This window comes from Arthrobacter sp. AZCC_0090 (assembly GCF_014207375.1).
Taxonomy (GTDB): domain Bacteria; phylum Actinomycetota; class Actinomycetes; order Actinomycetales; family Micrococcaceae; genus Arthrobacter.
In genome coordinates this window covers 138,479-153,125 of the sequence record NZ_JACHEE010000010.1, presented here as the reverse complement: position 1 = coordinate 153,125, position 14,647 = coordinate 138,479, and the positions used below count along the sequence as shown (strand labels likewise).

17 protein-coding genes are annotated in these 14,647 nt (G+C 64.7%); 6 read left to right on the top strand and 11 right to left on the bottom strand.

Annotated features, from left to right (window positions below; translation table 11 throughout):
• Window positions 1–44 precede the first annotated feature (44 nt).
• Complete coding sequence (locus HNP00_RS16315; protein WP_184740773.1) at window positions 45–305, bottom strand: hypothetical protein; 261 nt, start codon at window positions 303–305, stop codon at window positions 45–47.
• Between the two features lie 87 nt (window positions 306–392).
• The gene (locus tag HNP00_RS16310; RefSeq protein ID WP_221451586.1) at window positions 393–635 is read right to left on the bottom strand and encodes a hypothetical protein; all 243 of its coding nucleotides are present in this window, start codon (window positions 633–635) and stop codon (window positions 393–395) included.
• Window positions 636–1,006: 371 nt separating this feature from the next.
• On the opposite strand from HNP00_RS16310, the gene HNP00_RS16305 reads away from it, so the two are divergent.
• Both HNP00_RS16305 and HNP00_RS16300 read left to right on the top strand, forming a co-directional pair.
• Window positions 1,007–1,795: a putative protein N(5)-glutamine methyltransferase gene (locus HNP00_RS16305; RefSeq protein WP_221451568.1), complete on the top strand. Its 789-nt coding sequence runs from the start codon at window positions 1,007–1,009 to the stop codon at window positions 1,793–1,795.
• 270 nt (window positions 1,796–2,065) lie between these two features.
• The gene (locus tag HNP00_RS16300) at window positions 2,066–3,667 is read left to right on the top strand and encodes an MFS transporter (RefSeq protein ID WP_184740771.1); all 1,602 of its coding nucleotides are present in this window, start codon (window positions 2,066–2,068) and stop codon (window positions 3,665–3,667) included.
• A gap of 8 nt (window positions 3,668–3,675) precedes the next feature.
• On the opposite strand, the gene HNP00_RS16295 is transcribed toward HNP00_RS16300, so the two are convergent.
• On the bottom strand, window positions 3,676–4,188 hold the full coding sequence (locus HNP00_RS16295; RefSeq protein ID WP_184740770.1) for a hypothetical protein: 513 nt from the start codon (window positions 4,186–4,188) through the stop codon (window positions 3,676–3,678).
• A gap of 168 nt (window positions 4,189–4,356) precedes the next feature.
• Between HNP00_RS16295 and HNP00_RS16290 the strand changes: the two genes are divergently transcribed.
• The 4 genes from HNP00_RS16290 (at window position 4,357) to HNP00_RS16275 (ending at window position 8,597) form a co-directional block, all read left to right on the top strand.
• Window positions 4,357–5,055, top strand: coding sequence for a response regulator transcription factor (locus tag HNP00_RS16290; protein ID WP_184740769.1), 699 nt, complete (start codon window positions 4,357–4,359; stop codon window positions 5,053–5,055).
• Complete coding sequence (locus HNP00_RS16285) at window positions 5,052–6,419, top strand: sensor histidine kinase KdpD (RefSeq protein ID WP_184740768.1); 1,368 nt, start codon at window positions 5,052–5,054, stop codon at window positions 6,417–6,419. The genes HNP00_RS16290 and HNP00_RS16285 overlap by 4 nt, the downstream gene beginning before the upstream one ends.
• A gap of 9 nt (window positions 6,420–6,428) precedes the next feature.
• Window positions 6,429–6,830: a VOC family protein gene (locus HNP00_RS16280; RefSeq protein WP_184740767.1), complete on the top strand. Its 402-nt coding sequence runs from the start codon at window positions 6,429–6,431 to the stop codon at window positions 6,828–6,830.
• A gap of 273 nt (window positions 6,831–7,103) precedes the next feature.
• Complete coding sequence (locus tag HNP00_RS16275) at window positions 7,104–8,597, top strand: HNH endonuclease signature motif containing protein (RefSeq protein WP_184740766.1); 1,494 nt, start codon at window positions 7,104–7,106, stop codon at window positions 8,595–8,597.
• On the opposite strand, the gene HNP00_RS16270 is transcribed toward HNP00_RS16275, so the two are convergent.
• From HNP00_RS16270 to HNP00_RS16235, 8 genes are all read right to left on the bottom strand, one after another.
• On the bottom strand, window positions 8,594–9,058 hold the full coding sequence (locus HNP00_RS16270; protein WP_184740765.1) for a Clp protease N-terminal domain-containing protein: 465 nt from the start codon (window positions 9,056–9,058) through the stop codon (window positions 8,594–8,596). The two genes, HNP00_RS16275 and HNP00_RS16270, sit on opposite strands and share 4 nt — an antisense overlap.
• Window positions 9,059–9,065: 7 nt before the next feature.
• Window positions 9,066–9,269 (bottom strand): helix-turn-helix domain-containing protein, encoded by a 204-nt coding sequence (locus HNP00_RS16265; RefSeq protein WP_184740764.1) that lies wholly within the window; start codon window positions 9,267–9,269, stop codon window positions 9,066–9,068.
• A gap of 31 nt (window positions 9,270–9,300) precedes the next feature.
• Window positions 9,301–9,843 carry a GNAT family N-acetyltransferase gene (locus HNP00_RS16260; RefSeq protein WP_184740763.1) on the bottom strand — a complete coding sequence of 181 codons (543 nt, stop codon included), beginning with the start codon at window positions 9,841–9,843 and terminating at the stop codon, window positions 9,301–9,303.
• A complete protein-coding gene (locus HNP00_RS16255) occupies window positions 9,840–10,295 on the bottom strand; it encodes an SRPBCC family protein (protein ID WP_184740762.1) in 456 nt (151 codons plus the stop codon). Before HNP00_RS16255 ends, HNP00_RS16260 begins: the two co-directional genes overlap by 4 nt.
• Before the next feature lie 173 nt (window positions 10,296–10,468).
• Window positions 10,469–11,962, bottom strand: a complete 1,494-nt coding sequence (locus tag HNP00_RS16250; protein WP_184740761.1) for a CoA-acylating methylmalonate-semialdehyde dehydrogenase — start codon at window positions 11,960–11,962, stop codon at window positions 10,469–10,471.
• Complete coding sequence (locus HNP00_RS16245; protein ID WP_184740760.1) at window positions 11,962–12,987, bottom strand: Gfo/Idh/MocA family protein; 1,026 nt, start codon at window positions 12,985–12,987, stop codon at window positions 11,962–11,964. The genes HNP00_RS16250 and HNP00_RS16245 overlap by 1 nt, the downstream gene beginning before the upstream one ends.
• Complete coding sequence (locus tag HNP00_RS16240) at window positions 12,987–13,871, bottom strand: sugar phosphate isomerase/epimerase (RefSeq protein WP_221451567.1); 885 nt, start codon at window positions 13,869–13,871, stop codon at window positions 12,987–12,989. The genes HNP00_RS16245 and HNP00_RS16240 overlap by 1 nt, the downstream gene beginning before the upstream one ends.
• The gene (locus HNP00_RS16235) at window positions 13,868–14,647 is read right to left on the bottom strand and encodes an SDR family oxidoreductase (protein ID WP_184740759.1); all 780 of its coding nucleotides are present in this window, start codon (window positions 14,645–14,647) and stop codon (window positions 13,868–13,870) included. Before HNP00_RS16235 ends, HNP00_RS16240 begins: the two co-directional genes overlap by 4 nt.

Genomic DNA, 14,647 nt, shown 5'->3' with positions numbered 1-14,647 from the left:
CCCGGAATTCCGGGGTCGCAGGGCATTTTCTGTGTCGAATATTTCTAGGACGAGTGCGGCATCTGAGGACGGCTGGTGCGGTGGACCGCGGTGACCGCAGCCTGCTGCCCGACGCGGCCATGATTGGCACCGCGGTCCTTAGGGTGTTTGGCCTTGCCGCTGCCGTCCGGCCAGGATGGTCCTTGGTTCGACGCCAGCGTCATGGCCACAGTTTCCGGGGCCGGCATGGTTGTCTTATCCATGGACTCGACCAAGTGGCTTGCGACCTCGGAGTCGATTTGTTGCGCAACGTGCTTCGCAGCCATTGTTCTTCCTTTCTGCAGTGAAACGAAGGGATTTTCCATACTAGGTGGGAGCGGTCCTCTTGTCTGTAGGAACTTCCTCAGCAAGATCTACCAGCGGACCTTCTTCTCGGACTTGGCCTGCTTGCCACTCGCTTGGGTTGGCTTGTGTCCTTTTCCGGTGCTTTGCCAGCCTGCCCCGGCGCCACCCCTGGACTTGCGGGCCAGCATTTCCTTCTGGGCGTCAGTCAGTTTCGATTTGATGCCTGCAGCCAGGGCGTCAGTTTCCTGCACGGCCGCCGCTTGCTCTGCGGGTTCCTGCTCGGCGTTGGTTTCGGGTGCGTTCGGTGTCATGCAGTGGACTCCTTAAAGTTCTTGATTTGCCGGAGGAGGTCCTCGGGACTGCGACGTCCTCTGCGAGACCCAGGGTCCAAATAGCAGCAACAGGAACAGCGCGGAGGCGAAGCCTCAACAGGCATGGATTTTTGTCGGTTCAAACTCAACGGCGTCGGATCAACGTCAGCAGTGGCGTGGCCAGCATCTGCGACGAACCAGGACCCGCTGGTCTATTCAAAAATCAGTGTTCCCATGAACCCACCCTAGACACTCCAGACCGTGTTTGTGAACCCTGACTTTCCCGGAGCGCGCTTCGGGCGTCGCCTCCACGTCCGCTCTCGGCTAGCATGGCCCGGAGAGCACCCCTCGGTATCCCGAAAGGCTCTCCCATGTCAGAACGCACGTTCCAGCCTTCCCATTCCGCCATCACGGCCCGGCTCCGTTCGGTCGGTTGCGTCTTCGCCGAAGACGAGGCCGAGCTCCTGATCGCTGCGGCGCACGCTCCCGGGGAACTCGACCGGATGGTCGAACTGCGCGTCTCGGGACTGCCCCTCGAACACCTCCTTGGCTGGGCTGAGTTCTGCGGCCAGCACATTGCCGTAGACCAGGGTGTGTTCGTCCCCCGCCGCCGCACGGAGTACCTCGTCCAGGAGGCGGCCCGCATCGCCCGGCCGGGCGCCGTCGTCGTCGATCTTTGCTGTGGTTCGGGTGCCGTCGGCACCGCACTGGCGGCCGCAGTGGGCGGCATCGAGCTGCACGCTGCCGACGTCGATCCAGTCGCGATCCGCTGCGCCGCTCGCAACATCGGGCCTGCTGGCGGACAAGTGCATGAAGGCGATCTGTACTCGGCCCTCCCGGAGACCCTTCGCGGCCGCGTGGAAGTACTGGTAGCCAACGCCCCGTACGTGCCCACGGACTCGATCGGAATGATGCCGCCGGAGGCGCGTCTGCATGAACCGCTCATAGCGCTCGACGGCGGCGCGGACGGCCTGGACGTGCACCGCCGGATAGCTGGGGAGGCGCCGTTATGGCTGGCTCCAGGGGGTCATCTGCTGATCGAAACGAGCGTCCGGCAGGCCCCAACGACGGCCGCCTTGTTCGAGCTCGCCGAGCTTTCCGCGAGGGTGGTCCATTCCGAAGAATTCGATGCCACGGTGGTGCTCGGAAAACTACGGTAAACCCACCGAAAATGATCAGCAAACTGTGCGTTTCGTGGTCCTGAACCAAAAAATTTGGTAACGCAGCCACGGAACGCCTCAAAATCCGCGTGATTCCGGGGCTGTGGGCGGCATTTGGATGTCAGACATTTGGGCCCGAAAGGCGCCTTCGAGCGCCGAGAATTGGGAGTCCGACTCTTAGTTTCGGCGAAACTCGCGTAAAATTGAAACCCTGCCCAGAGCGCGGCAGCTAAACGTCGCAAGCAAATGACCCCCCTAGGAGCGGCCCAAATGCCCATAGACCAAAGCATCACTGACTCTCCAGCAGGCGCTAGGAACGCCGCTGGAACGAGCAAAACCGCACCACGCGGTACCTCAAAATTGAAACTTCCAACACGCCGTCGACTCAAAGTATCCGACGTCAACGTCGTAGACCAGCCCATGCTGAAAAAAGCCCTTGGCGGCACGATCGTCGGAAACACCATGGAATGGTACGACGTCGGCGTTTTCGGCTACCTCATCACCACGATGGGTCCCGTCTTCCTGCCCGAGGCCGACAAGTCCGTGCAGACCCTGTTCATGCTGGGAACCTTCGCCGCAACCTTCGTGGCACGGCCGCTCGGCGGTGTAATCTTCGGCTGGCTGGGCGACAAAGTGGGTCGCCAAAAGGTGCTCGCCACAACACTCCTGCTGATGGCGGCGAGTACCTTCGCCGTCGGGCTCCTACCGGGATACGCACAGATCGGCATCTGGGCGGCGGCACTGCTGGTCATTTTGAAACTCATCCAGGGTTTCTCCACGGGCGGTGAATACGCCGGCGCCACCACGTTTGTGAGCGAATACGCTCCGGACAAGCGCCGCGGCTTCTTCGCGAGCTTCCTGGATATGGGCTCGTACATCGGCTTTGCCCTTGGTGCGGCCCTCGTGTCCATCCTGCAGCTCACCCTCGGCCAATCGGCCATGGAGGACTGGGGCTGGCGGCTGCCGTTCCTCATCGCGGGGCCGCTCGGCGTCATCGCCGTGTACTTCCGTAGCAAGATCGAGGAATCACCCCAGTTCCAGGCCACTTTGGATGCCCAGGAAGCACTCGCCGCGGACGCCGCAGCGGGCGATGCCGCAGTAGCCAAGGGCCCCATCGGCATCGTCAAGGCTTACTGGCGCCAGATTATCCTCGCCATGATCCTTGCTGCGGCCGCCAACACCGTGGGCTATATGCTGACTTCCTACATGCCCACCTACCTCACCGAGTCCAAGGGCTACGACCCCGTTCACGGCACCCTTCTGACCATCCCCGTGTTGGTCATCATGGCAGTCTGTATCCCGCTGACGGGCAAGCTCTCCGACCGGATCGGCCGCCGGCCCGTCCTGTGGATCGGCGCCATCAGCACCATTGTGTTCGCCGTTCCGGCATTCCTGCTGATCGGCATCGGCGATATTTGGTCCACGCTTGCCGGTTTGGCCCTGATCGCCTTCCCGGTCACGTTCTACATAGCCAACCTCGCCTCTGCGCTGCCGGCACTCTTCCCGACCTCAAGCCGTTACGGGGGAATGGGGATCGCCTACAACTTCTCCGTAGCGATCTTCGGCGGCACCACGCCGTTCATCGTCGCTGCCTTGATCCAGGGCACCGGCAACGACATGATGCCCGCGTATTACCTCATGGCAACCTCGATCGTGGGCGCCGTCGCCATCTACTTCCTGCGTGAATCCGCGCAGCGCCCGCTCCCGGGTTCCATGCCCAGCGTGGACACCCAGGCGGAGGCTCGCGAGCTGGTGGCCACCCAGGACACCAACCCGTTGATCGACCTCGACGAGATGCCGTTCGACAGCGAGCCTCTCGGCACGCCTGCGGAAGCGAAGCCTAGCCGGGACCTTTCGGAAGTCCCGGCCTAGGCAGCGCCTCAGGCCTTGCGGTCCGCTTTCTGCTCTTGCATCCGCTTGGCTTGCGCTTGGATCTTCGGCCCATAGCCGCCATTCAGTGCGGTGTCCTTGATGTGAGTGGCTTTCGCTACGCGGTCGCCGTCCGCCGCGTCCTTCAGCGCCTTCAGGTCGGCCTGCAACGCCGCTGGAAGCTTTGCGGCCAGCTTCGGGCGCTTGTCTAGGATGAAGGTGGCGATCTTCGCGGCGCGTTGGCCGTAGTTGGGCTTGCTGCTGTCACCGTTCACGAAGAACCGCAGGGCGGCCGAGAGTGGATGCCGTGCCAGGGCAGACTTGGCCGCGGCAGCCGTCGCCGTGGGCTGGGAGGTGGCAGCCGCCGTCGTACTTGTAGCGGTGGGCGAGCTCGCCGCATTGGCGGCAAGCACCCCACCGCCCAGCAGGAGGCTGGCGGCAAGAACGCCGACGACGGCGGTGCGGGCCTTGCTGCCCTTGCGCCGCTGAGTTGGGGTACTGGAGTTCGGGGCGGCGTTGTCCATGGTCAGTGTCCTTTGTTCCGGCTGGCGGCTCGTCCGCCAGCTCTCTTCACAACACTCTCGTCCGGCCGCATGAACTGATTGTTCGGCGAATGTTCGAGGAATGTAAAACCGTCCCTGTCACCGGCCACGGATGCTCCGGGGCGTCCGTCCTTGCTGTTGAATGGACGCATGGAAGACAGCCGCGGATTGGTGCTGATTGCCGAGGACGAACAGGCAATCGCCGATATCCAGCGCCTGTACCTGAGCCGCGCCGGTTTCGGCGTACATGTGGAGCGCGACGGGATTTCCGCGCTGGCACAGATCAGGCGGCTCAAACCGGTCGCGGTGATTCTCGACGTCGGATTGCCGGGCATGGATGGGATCGAACTCTGCAGGCAATTGCGGCAGGCGGAGGACTGGACTCCTGTCCTATTCGTGACTGCCCGTGATGAGGAAGTTGACCGCGTCCTTGGCTTGGAATTGGGCGCCGACGACTATCTCACCAAGCCGTTTTCGCCCTCTGAACTGGTCGCGCGGGTCAAGGCGGTGCTGCGCCGGACCGAAGGGACGCCGCGGCCCAAACCGCTTGTGCTGGGCAGCGTCGAACTGGATCCGCTGAACCGCACCGCATGCGCGGGCACGGCCGAAATCACGCTGACCGCCACCGAGTTCGACCTCCTCGCCTATCTCATGGCCCATCCTGGCCGCGTCTTTTCGCGCGAGCAGCTGCTTTCGGCTGTGTGGGGCCAGGCAAGTTATGCCGCGGGACGGACCGTTGATGTGCACATCGCACAGCTCCGCGCCAAACTCGGCGAGCACTCCCCCATCGCGACGAGCCGCGGCGTCGGGTACTCGGCGGTTGCGCCATCCTCCGGGGATTCAGCGTGAGGCGCTGGTTCGGCACACTGGCAGGGCGCACGACGGCGGTGATTGCCGCCGTCGCGACTGTCGCCGTCGTGCTCGCCGGCCTTTTGGCCGCCCAACTGGTGAACGCCACGGCGGTTGACGAAGCGAAGAAGTATCTCGCAGTCGAGGCCGATTCCCTCAGCAAACAAACCAGCCTCGGAAGCCTCCAGGACCTCCGCGCCGATCTGCTGACCCACGGCGCGAGGCTCGCTGCGATCAGCGCTGACGGCCGCGTGACAGGTGGCGGCGCCAGGTTGGTGGATGCGAAGACCGTGGCGGATGTGTTGGCCGGAAAGTCGGTATCCAGGACCGTGGACGGACCGCAAAACACGGTGGTCCTCGAAGCCCGGCCCGTTGCGGCAGGTGGTGGCGTGGTGCTGGCGCAGCCCGTGTCCGAGATCCGCGCGGCCGCCGCTCCCCTGCTGAGCCGCATGCTGATTGCCCTCGCGGCCTGCCTCGTGTTCTCCATCGTGGCTGGCGGCTTGTTGGCGCAATGGCTCAGCCGGCCGTTGGTGCGCACCGCGCAATCAGCGCACCGGCTCGCGACCGGAGAACGAGCCGTCGCGGTGGTGCCCGGCGGACCAGCCGAGGTGGTGGAGGTTTCGCGGGCGCTCGCCGCCCTCGACGCCGCCCTCCGGACCAGCGAAGGGCGGCAACGCGAATTCCTGCTCTCCATTTCGCACGAAATCCGGACACCCCTCACGGCGCTGCGGGGCTACGCCGAGGCCTTGGCCGACGGCGTGATCAGCGGAGCCGAGGTGAGCGGCGTCGGGCAGACCCTCGTGGCTGAAACCAATCGGCTGGACAGATTCGTCCGCGATCTCTTGGAATTGGCGCGGCTTGAGTCCGACGATTTCCGCGTAGAACTTCAGCCCGTGGATGCATCTTTGATACTGCAGGAGAGCTGGCAGGCCTGGCAGGCCGTGTGCGTTCAAAGCGGGATCGTGGGGCGGCTCGAGCTGCCTGCTGGAGCATTGCCCATCCGTAGCGATGGCCAACGGCTGCGCCAAGTGGTGGACGGTTTGCTGGAAAACGCGCTGCGCGTGACGCCGGAGGACTCTCCCGTGGTGCTCGCGGCGTATCCTTCCGGCGGCGGGCTCACCGTGGAAGTGCGCGACGGCGGACCTGGGCTCACGGAGGCGGATGCCGCCGTCGCGTTTGAACGCGGTGCGCTCTTTGCCAGGTACAGCGGCGAACGGCCCGTGGGCAGCGGACTGGGCTTGTCGATCGCCGCGAGGATCGTGCAGCGGCTGGGTGGGCGCATCAGCGTTCGCACGGCTGCTGAGGGAGGCGCGGCGTTCGTAGTGGAGTTGCCGGGCATTCCGGCGGGCCTCAGGCAAACGTAGACTCACGGCATGGCTGAAGTTCCAGTGGGTTCGCTGCACCACGTCGAGATTTGGGTGCCGCACATCGCCCGTGCACAAGAGGAATGGGGCTGGCTGCTGGCCGAACTCGGCTACGAACAATTCCAAGAGTGGCCAGACGGCTGCAGTTGGAAACTCGGAGCCACATACATTGTGATCGAACAATCCGCGGCGATCACCGGAAGCACGCACCGCAGGACGGAACCCGGCCTCAACCACCTCGCCTTCCACGCAGGCACGAAGGAGAACGTGGACCGGCTCCGGGAGCTCGGCGCCGATTGCGGCTGGTACGAGATGTTCGAAAGCAAATACCCCCACGCCGGCGGCCCCGACCACTACGCCGCCTATCTGGTGAACACCGACGGTTACGAGGTTGAGTTGGTGGCGGGATAGCTGCTCTTTGCCGACGCTGCTGTCGGTCGTGCGAACTATCAGTGTGTGACGCATTTCGCTTCGCTGCCGTTGCGGCATTCGAAGCTGAGCATGGTTCGGCGGCGCGCCCTCCGGCCTATTGGCGGGCTTTCGCCGGCCGGCGCGTCCTCTGGCGAGGATCGGCGGGAGCTGTCAGTAGTCCGCCTCAAGAGAATTCTTGCTGATTTCGAGGTATTTCGGCTTGGCAGGGCTCCCTGGCCTAAAAATGTCAGACCCTTCTGGGAGGGTTTACCTATGGACGGCAATCAAGGAATCCGGGCGATCGGGGCGGGCGCGCCAATCGGCGGCGTGGGTCCGGATATTGCTGTCCCCGGCGGTCAGATCCGGCGCGCCCAAACGCCGGATGCCCAGACCGCAGGCGCAAGTGTGCGGGATCTGATCGTTGCGGTGAGCTCTATTCGGCCCAGCGCGGACAGCGCTACGTTGATTGACCAGGTAGCTGCGCTTGAGGACCTGAAGTCGGCGGCCGCCGCCGCGCAAGCCAGGATCACCGTCGCCTTTGACGCCGCCCAGCGCAGCGCCGAGAAAGACCTGGGCATCCCGGCCGACGAACAGGGACGCGGCGTCGGAGCCCAGATCGCCTTGGCCCGGCGGGAATCCCCCGCCCGCGGATCCCGGTTTCTGGGCCTGGCCAAAGCCCTCGTGACGGAAATGCCGCACACCCTCACCGCCCTCGACACCGGACGGTTGAGCGAATGGCGCGCCACCCTGCTGGTGAAGGAAACAGCCTGCCTGTCCGCCGAAGACCGCTGCGCCGTGGACGAGGAACTCGCCGCCGACACGGGAGTCTTCGACGGCGCCGGGGACAAGGCCATCATCGCCGCGGCCCGGACCGCGGCCTACCGGCGGGACCCCCGCTCCGTCACCCAGCGCGCCAGCCACGCCGCCACCGAACGGCACGTCAGCCTCCGCCCGGCACCGGACACCATGACCTACCTCACCGCCCTGCTCCCCGTCGCGCAGGGCGTGGCCGTGCACGCGGCCCTGTCCCGGCACGCCGACACCCTCCGCTCCGGCGGGGAGCCCCGGTCCCGGGGCCAGATCATGGCCGACACCCTCGTCGAACGCACCACCGGCACCCCGGGCGGGATCGCGGGCGTGGAGGTCCAGCTCGTCATGACCGACCGGACGCTGTTCCAGGGCGACAGCGAACCCGCCCGTCTCGCCGGCTACGGCATCGTCCCCGCCGCCTGGGCACGGACAATGCTCACGGCAGGCGAGCCGGAGAGCGGTCAAGAACTCAAGCTCTGGCTCCGGCGCCTCTTCACCGCCCCGGGGACCGGGGAGCTTGTCGGCGCGGATTCGCGGGCGCGGCTCTTCCCGGCAGGGCTGCGGCGCTTCATCCAAGCCCGCGACGACACCTGCCGCACCCCCTACTGCGACGCCCCGATCAGGCACTTCGACCACATCATCCCCTGGCACGACGGCGGCCCCACCAGCCTGGCCAACGGAGCAGGCCTGTGCGAAACCTGCAACCACACCAAAGAACTCACCGGCTGGACAGCACAAACCCGGACAGCCGAAACCAGGCCCAGGGGCAGGCATGTCCTCGAAATCCGCACCCCTACCGGCCACCACTACCAGTCAACAGCCCCGCCCCTGCCCGGCTTCCACCGGTCCGCTCCCCACCAGGTGACCAGCAATTCACCCGGCGCGGACCCGCCGACTACGACGGACCACTATTTCGGGGACCTGTACTACTGGCGCCCGCAACGACAGTCAGCTTAGGACCCCGGATTCTGGAGCCGGGCCTTGAGTGCCGCCGTATCCACGCTCAGGTTATGGAGCAGGACGGCAGCCGGATCCGGTTCCTGCCGTTCCAACAGGGCGAGCAGGAGATGTCGGGTGGTAATTCTGCGGGCCCTCTCCCCGGTGGTCAGAATCAGGGAATCCTGAATGACCGAGCGGGCGGCCGAGGTGAAGGTGGTCCGGCTGCTTCCCTTCGGCGCATTCAGTGGTCCGAAGTCGCCCAGAGTGATGCCGACGGCTTCCAGCGCTTGCTGGTCAAGGGCGTCGAGCTGGGCGCGGGCAGATTCAAGGTCCACCGCCAGTGTCCGGCTGCTCGCCGGATCGTGGAGCAATCCCAGGAGCAAATGGTCCGTACCTATTCGCCGGTCACCACGCCGCTTGGCTTCCTCTGCGCCCGCGTGGACTGCAGTCCTGGCCTCAGCGGCAAATCGTTCAAACATGGCAGACTCACTTTCCGTATTTGGCGTGGACCGACTGCCGGGAGACGCCCAAGGCATCGCCAATCTGCTCCCAGGACCAACCCTGCTGCCGAGCAAGGGCCACGTTGGTTGACTCCACTTTCTCGGCCAGGCGGTGCAGGGCACCGACGGCGCGCAGGCCAGTTGCCGGGTCCGTCACCGGGGTGGGAGGAATCAGTTCATCGCCATTCATGTTGTCAGTTTGAACTGACAACTGATGCCTGTCAATACAGACTGACAGACTTGCCGTCGACCGGATGTTGCCCTACCCGCCGCCGCATGGCGATCCTCGGCCAGCGGCTCAGGCCGACCAAGGCCTCGCACTCCAGGATCCCGCGCAGTCCATCGTCGAGCAGTTCCGGGTCCAGCTCTTCGAAACCGAGTCTCCGGTAGTACGGGGCGTTCCAGGGCACGTCGCGGAAGGTGGTCAGGGTCAACCACGCCAGTCCCTCCGCCTGCGCCCACTTTTCGGCGGTATCGAGCAACTCACTCCCGAGTCCCCGCCGCGCATGCGAAGGGTGGACACTCAGTTGCTCCACATGCGCATTGCCGTCCAGGCGCTCAAGCAGGAGATAAGCCACAGGAACATCTGAGGCATCGGTAAAGACCAGAGCGCCACCGCGCGCCTGGAAGAGTGCCAGCTCGGTGACGGTCAACGGCTCGTCATCAGCGATGGCGTCCATTCCGCAGGATCGGAAGATCTCGCCCGCGGCGAATTCGATCCCGCGCAACCGCTCCAATTCGTCCGCGCGCGCTGACCTGATCATGCGGCCGCGCCACTGCTGGCGAGGTATCGATTGCGTTGTTCGATGAGGTTCCGCAAATATCTTCCCAGGATCACTTTCTCCGCAAGCCTGCCCACCACTCCGAAGGGAGCCGCGAACTCGACGCGATCGATCATGAGCGTGCCGCCGTCGTCGGGAATGAACTCATGAACGTGCCGGAAGAACCGGAAGGGACCACGCACTTGCTCGTCCGTGAAGGAATCGGGGAAGTGAAACTGGGTGATCCGGCTGCTCATCCGCAAGGGTAGGGCGAAATGCCAGGCCCGCCAGGTGACTTCGTCGCCTTCCGACAGCAGCCCGGACACCACACCTGCCACCGCACGTTCCCGGGACTTGGCCATGGAGCCGACGTGCGCGTCGACATTGCGCGAGAGGTCGAATAGCTCCGCGGGTTCACGTCGGATGTGGGTATGGCAGGTGAACGACACAGTCATGGTTCGATCCTGCCACTGATTCGAAACACCCGTCGACCCAACTGACCCGCAGTGGTTGTCGTTATGCGGGCTCAAAACGACAACAACTGCAAGCCAGTTGGGTGGGTGGGAGGCTGGGCCCACGCCGGCGAGGGCCCCGACCTGAGCTTGCGAAGGTTGGGAGCCGGAGGGGACTAGTTGGACGGGAAGTTGTACGAAGCTCCCGAAGCGTGGGTGGACTCAGGCCAGCGGGACGTGATGACCTTCCCGCGGGTGTAGAAGGACACGCTCTCTGGACCGTAGATGTGCTTGTCGCCGAACAGCGAGGCCTTCCAGCCGCCGAAGGAGTAATAGGCAACAGGGACCGGCAGCGGCACATTGATGCCGATCATGCCGACATCCACGGAGCGCTGGAATTTCCTTGCTGCCGCCCCCGAGGACGTGAAGATCGCGGTCCCGTTGCCGTACGGGTTGGCGTTGATCAGCTTGATGCCGGCGTCCAGGTCCTCCACCCGGACCACCACGAGGACCGGGCCGAAGATCTCCTCTTGGTAGGCGCTCATTTCCGTGTTCACATGGTCGATCACAGTGGGGCCGACCCAGAACCCCTCTTCATGGCCGGGAATCACCAGGTCGCGTCCGTCCACCACCATCACGGCGCCGGCCTGCTCTGCCTCTGTCACCGTCTTGACGATGAACTCGCGCGATTCGGGGCTGATCACGGGGCCCATGTCGGCATCGGCTTCGGTGCCGTTCTTGACCTTGACGTCGAGGGCACGCTCTTCGACCTTCTTGACCAGCAGATCGGCGGCATCGCCGACGGCGACCGCAACGGAGATGGCCATGCAGCGCTGGCCAGCGGAACCGAACGCGGCGGCGGCCAGGTGGTCGGCAGCGTTGTCCAGGTCGGCGTCGGGCATGATGATCGCGTGGTTCTTCGCCCCGCCCAAGGCCTGGACCCGCTTGCCGTGCGCCGTCGCCACTTCCAGGATGTGCTTCGCCACGGGGGTAGACCCTACGAAGGAAATCGCGTCCACGTCCGGGTGCGTCAGGAGCCCGGAGATGACATCGCGGTCACCGTGCAGGACCTGGAACACGCCGTCGGGCAGACCTGCCTGCTTCCACAGCTTGGCCAACAACATTGCGGCCGAGGGAACGCGGTGTGAAGGCTTGAGGATGAAGGCGTTGCCCGTGGCGATCGCCATCGGGGCCATCCACAAAGGCACCATGACGGGGAAGTTGAACGGGGTGATGCCGGCGACAACGCCAACGGGCTCCCGGAAGGAGAATACATCGATCCCGGTGGAGACCTGGTCCGAGTACTCGCCCTTCAGCAACTGCGGGATGCCGCAGGCGAACTCGATGACCTCCAAGCCGCGGCCGATCTCGCCCTTGGCGTCGTTGAGGACCTTGCCGTGTTCGGCCGTGATCAGCTGGGCGAGTTCTTCAACGTGCGAAGCGACGAGTTCGCGGAACTTGAACAGCACGGCAGTGCGCTTGGCCAGGGAAATGTCGCCCCAGGACGCCGCGGCTTCCTTGGCGATGGCAACCGTCGCGTCCAAATCCGAGCGGTTGGCCAACCGCAACTCGGCCGTTACGGCCCCGGTGGCGGGGTTGTAGACGGGTTTGGTGCCCGTGCCGCTGCCGGCAGCCTCGGCTCCGCTGATGAAGTGGTTGATGATAGTCATTACTGCTCCTGTAGTAGGTGGTGCTCCACGGCATGTACGTCGTTGACATCCCGCGGCAAGCCGGTGGCGAGTGATTCCTGGAGCGCCAGGCGGACGGCCAGGTTCTGTTCGGTCAATTCCCTGTGGACGAGTTCGGGTCCGGAGTTGCGCACCCACGCGCTGAATCGTTCGATTTCGGTCTTGAACGGGTCTTCCCCGATGTCGACAGACTCGGTCCGGCCATCGCGGAAGGATACGGTAACGCGGGCAATTTCGCCCGGGTCCGGGTCGAACGCCTTGTCCAGGGTGATTTGGCCTTTCGTACCGATGATCTGGAACGTGTTAGTGCGCGGTCCCTCGAAACCGCAGTCCAGCGTTCCCAGGACGTCCCCATAGTCCAGGATCGCGGCCATAGTCGTTTCCACCGCGTCCGTGCGGCTTGTGCCTTTGCCGTAGACGGTTCGCGGCGCGCGGCCCATGACCATGTTCATGATGTCGACGGCGTAGCATCCGACGTCATTGAGCGCGCCTCCGTCCATTCCCGGCTGGAGGCGGACCTCGCCTTCGCTTCGGTCCATGACGAAGTGGAAGCGGGCATGCATGGACACCAACTCGCCGATCTTGCCCGAGTCGATGAACTCACGGACCTTCTGGTGCTGGGGGTGGAAACGGTACATGAACGCTTCCATCAGGTTCACCCCATTGCGTTCGCAGGCTTCCAGCACCCGGCGATAGTCGTGGGTGTTGGCGACGAGCGGCTTCTCGCAGAGGATGTCCTTTCCAGCCTCCGCGGCCGCAACAATCCAGTCGGCGTGCAGCGAGTTGGGGAAGGGCAGGTAGACGGCTTCGATGCTTGGATCGGCCAGCAATTCCTCGTGGGAAGAATAGGCCGCCGGGATGCCGAAGCGCTCTGCGACTTCGGCTGCCTTTCCGTTCGGGCTGCTGATGGCCGACGCAACCGCGTTCCGTGCCCGGCTCATGGCGGGCAGGAACCTACCTTGGGCGATCCTCGCCGTGGTCAGCACGCCCCAGCGGACGGCGCTCATCAGCCGATCTCCGCTTCGAGCTGGCGCAGGAACGCAACAGACTGGCGGACGTCCCGGACCGGACCGTCGTCGGTGGGTTCGGAATCAAGGATGGTGTCCTGCTCCATAGTGAACCAGCCCTCGTACCCGGCGCCCAGCAGGTCGCGGACGATGCCGGCGATGCCGACGTCGCCTTGCCCCAGCGGCACGTACATGCCGGCCTTGACACCGTCCGTGTAGGAGATCTCACCCGCCTGGACCCGCTGAGCGACGGACTTGCGCACGTCCTTCAGGTGGGTGTGGCCGATTCGCGAGGCGTAGTCGCGAACCAGAAGGGCTGGGTCGGTTCCGCCGATGAGCAGGTGGCCTGTGTCCAAGCACAGGTTTGCGGCGGTGTCGTTCAGGACCCGGTTCACGTCCGAGGTGCTTTCGATCATGGTTCCCACGTGGGGGTGGACCACTGCCTGGATGCCCTTGTCCGCGGCTGCCTTGACCACGGCGTCAAGGTTCCTGCCGAAGAGTTCCCAGCCTTCGGCGTCGAGCTCGTGGCGCTGATCGTAACCTGCGACGCCAGTCTCCGCAGCGAGGACCATGACGCTCGCTCCCGCAGCTTCGTACGCATCCAGCTCAGCCGCTACGACGTCCACGGGGTTCTTCGACGGGTCGTGCAGGATGACGGGGAAGAAGCCGCCGATCGCCTGGAGGTTGTGCCGCTTCAGCACTTCCGCGCGCTGGGCAGCCTCTTCAGGGAGGAACCCCGCGGGGCCGAACTCTGTAGCGCTGATGCCCAGCGCCGTCATTTCCGAAAGGACCCGGTCCGCCTCGAGTTGGTGGCCCCACCCGGGAACTTCACAGACCCCCCACGAAATGGGTGCCGCGGCAAGACGCTTGGTGATGGTGCTCAATCTGATCCTCCGTATACGTTCTGGTCCCAGTCGATGACCGAGCCTGTGACGACTCCGCTCCTGTCGGAGAGGAGAAAGACAATGAATTCGGCGATCTCGTCCACTTGGCCGAGCTTTCCCATCGGGACGGACGCGTTGGCCTTCTCGAGCCAGTCCTCCCCTGCGCCGTGGAATTTCTTTTGGGTTTCGGCTTCGCCATCCGTGGCGGTCCAGCCGATGTCGAGCCCGTTGATGCGGATCTTGTCCCAACGGTGCGCATGTGCGGCATTACGGGTTGCCCCGGCCAGGCCGGCCTTGGCCGCCACATACGGCGCCAAGTACGGCTGCCCGCCGAGTTCGGCGATGGAGATGACGTTCACGATGCTTCCTGGCACACCCCTGCTACAAAGATGCTTGATGGTTTCGGCCATGATGAAGAACGGCGATTTCAGGTTCACTGCGATGTGCGCGTCGAAGAGCTCGGGCGTGGTGTCCAGCATGGTGCCGCGGGTGGTCAAGCCGGCCGCGTTGACCGCGCAGTCGAGTCGACCGAAGCCGTTGATCGTCTCAAGCACCGAGTTCCGGGCCTGTTCGACGTCGGCGAGGTCGGTCTTGATGAACCGCGCCTCGACCCCCGATGCGGTGATCTCGGACGCGAGTCGTTCACCCGAGTCCGCGTTCCGACCTGTGATGGCGATCCCGGCTGCACCCTCGGCCGCCGCACGCCGAGCGACTCCGGCGCCCAAACCCTGCGTGCCTCCGCTGATCAGGATGACTTTGTCCTGGAGAAGTGGCAT

Excerpts from the sequence above, each read along its gene's own strand:
- HNP00_RS16315 (WP_184740773.1), bottom strand. The coding sequence starts at position 305 with ATGGCTGCGAAGCACGTTGCGCAACAAATCGACTCCGAGGTCGCAAGC.
- HNP00_RS16310 (WP_221451586.1), bottom strand. The coding sequence starts at position 635 with ATGACACCGAACGCACCCGAAACCAACGCCGAGCAGGAACCCGCAGAG.
- HNP00_RS16305 (WP_221451568.1), top strand. The coding sequence starts at position 1,007 with ATGTCAGAACGCACGTTCCAGCCTTCCCATTCCGCCATCACGGCCCGG.
- HNP00_RS16300 (WP_184740771.1), top strand. The coding sequence starts at position 2,066 with ATGCCCATAGACCAAAGCATCACTGACTCTCCAGCAGGCGCTAGGAAC.
- HNP00_RS16295 (WP_184740770.1), bottom strand. The coding sequence starts at position 4,188 with ATGGACAACGCCGCCCCGAACTCCAGTACCCCAACTCAGCGGCGCAAG.
- HNP00_RS16290 (WP_184740769.1), top strand. The coding sequence starts at position 4,357 with ATGGAAGACAGCCGCGGATTGGTGCTGATTGCCGAGGACGAACAGGCA.
- HNP00_RS16280 (WP_184740767.1), top strand. The coding sequence starts at position 6,429 with ATGGCTGAAGTTCCAGTGGGTTCGCTGCACCACGTCGAGATTTGGGTG.
- HNP00_RS16275 (WP_184740766.1), top strand. The coding sequence starts at position 7,104 with ATGGACGGCAATCAAGGAATCCGGGCGATCGGGGCGGGCGCGCCAATC.
- HNP00_RS16270 (WP_184740765.1), bottom strand. The coding sequence starts at position 9,058 with ATGTTTGAACGATTTGCCGCTGAGGCCAGGACTGCAGTCCACGCGGGC.
- HNP00_RS16265 (WP_184740764.1), bottom strand. The coding sequence starts at position 9,269 with ATGAATGGCGATGAACTGATTCCTCCCACCCCGGTGACGGACCCGGCA.
- HNP00_RS16260 (WP_184740763.1), bottom strand. The coding sequence starts at position 9,843 with ATGATCAGGTCAGCGCGCGCGGACGAATTGGAGCGGTTGCGCGGGATC.
- HNP00_RS16255 (WP_184740762.1), bottom strand. The coding sequence starts at position 10,295 with ATGACTGTGTCGTTCACCTGCCATACCCACATCCGACGTGAACCCGCG.
- HNP00_RS16250 (WP_184740761.1), bottom strand. The coding sequence starts at position 11,962 with ATGACTATCATCAACCACTTCATCAGCGGAGCCGAGGCTGCCGGCAGC.
- HNP00_RS16245 (WP_184740760.1), bottom strand. The coding sequence starts at position 12,987 with ATGAGCGCCGTCCGCTGGGGCGTGCTGACCACGGCGAGGATCGCCCAA.
- HNP00_RS16235 (WP_184740759.1), bottom strand. The coding sequence starts at position 14,647 with ATGCCACTTCTCCAGGACAAAGTCATCCTGATCAGCGGAGGCACGCAG.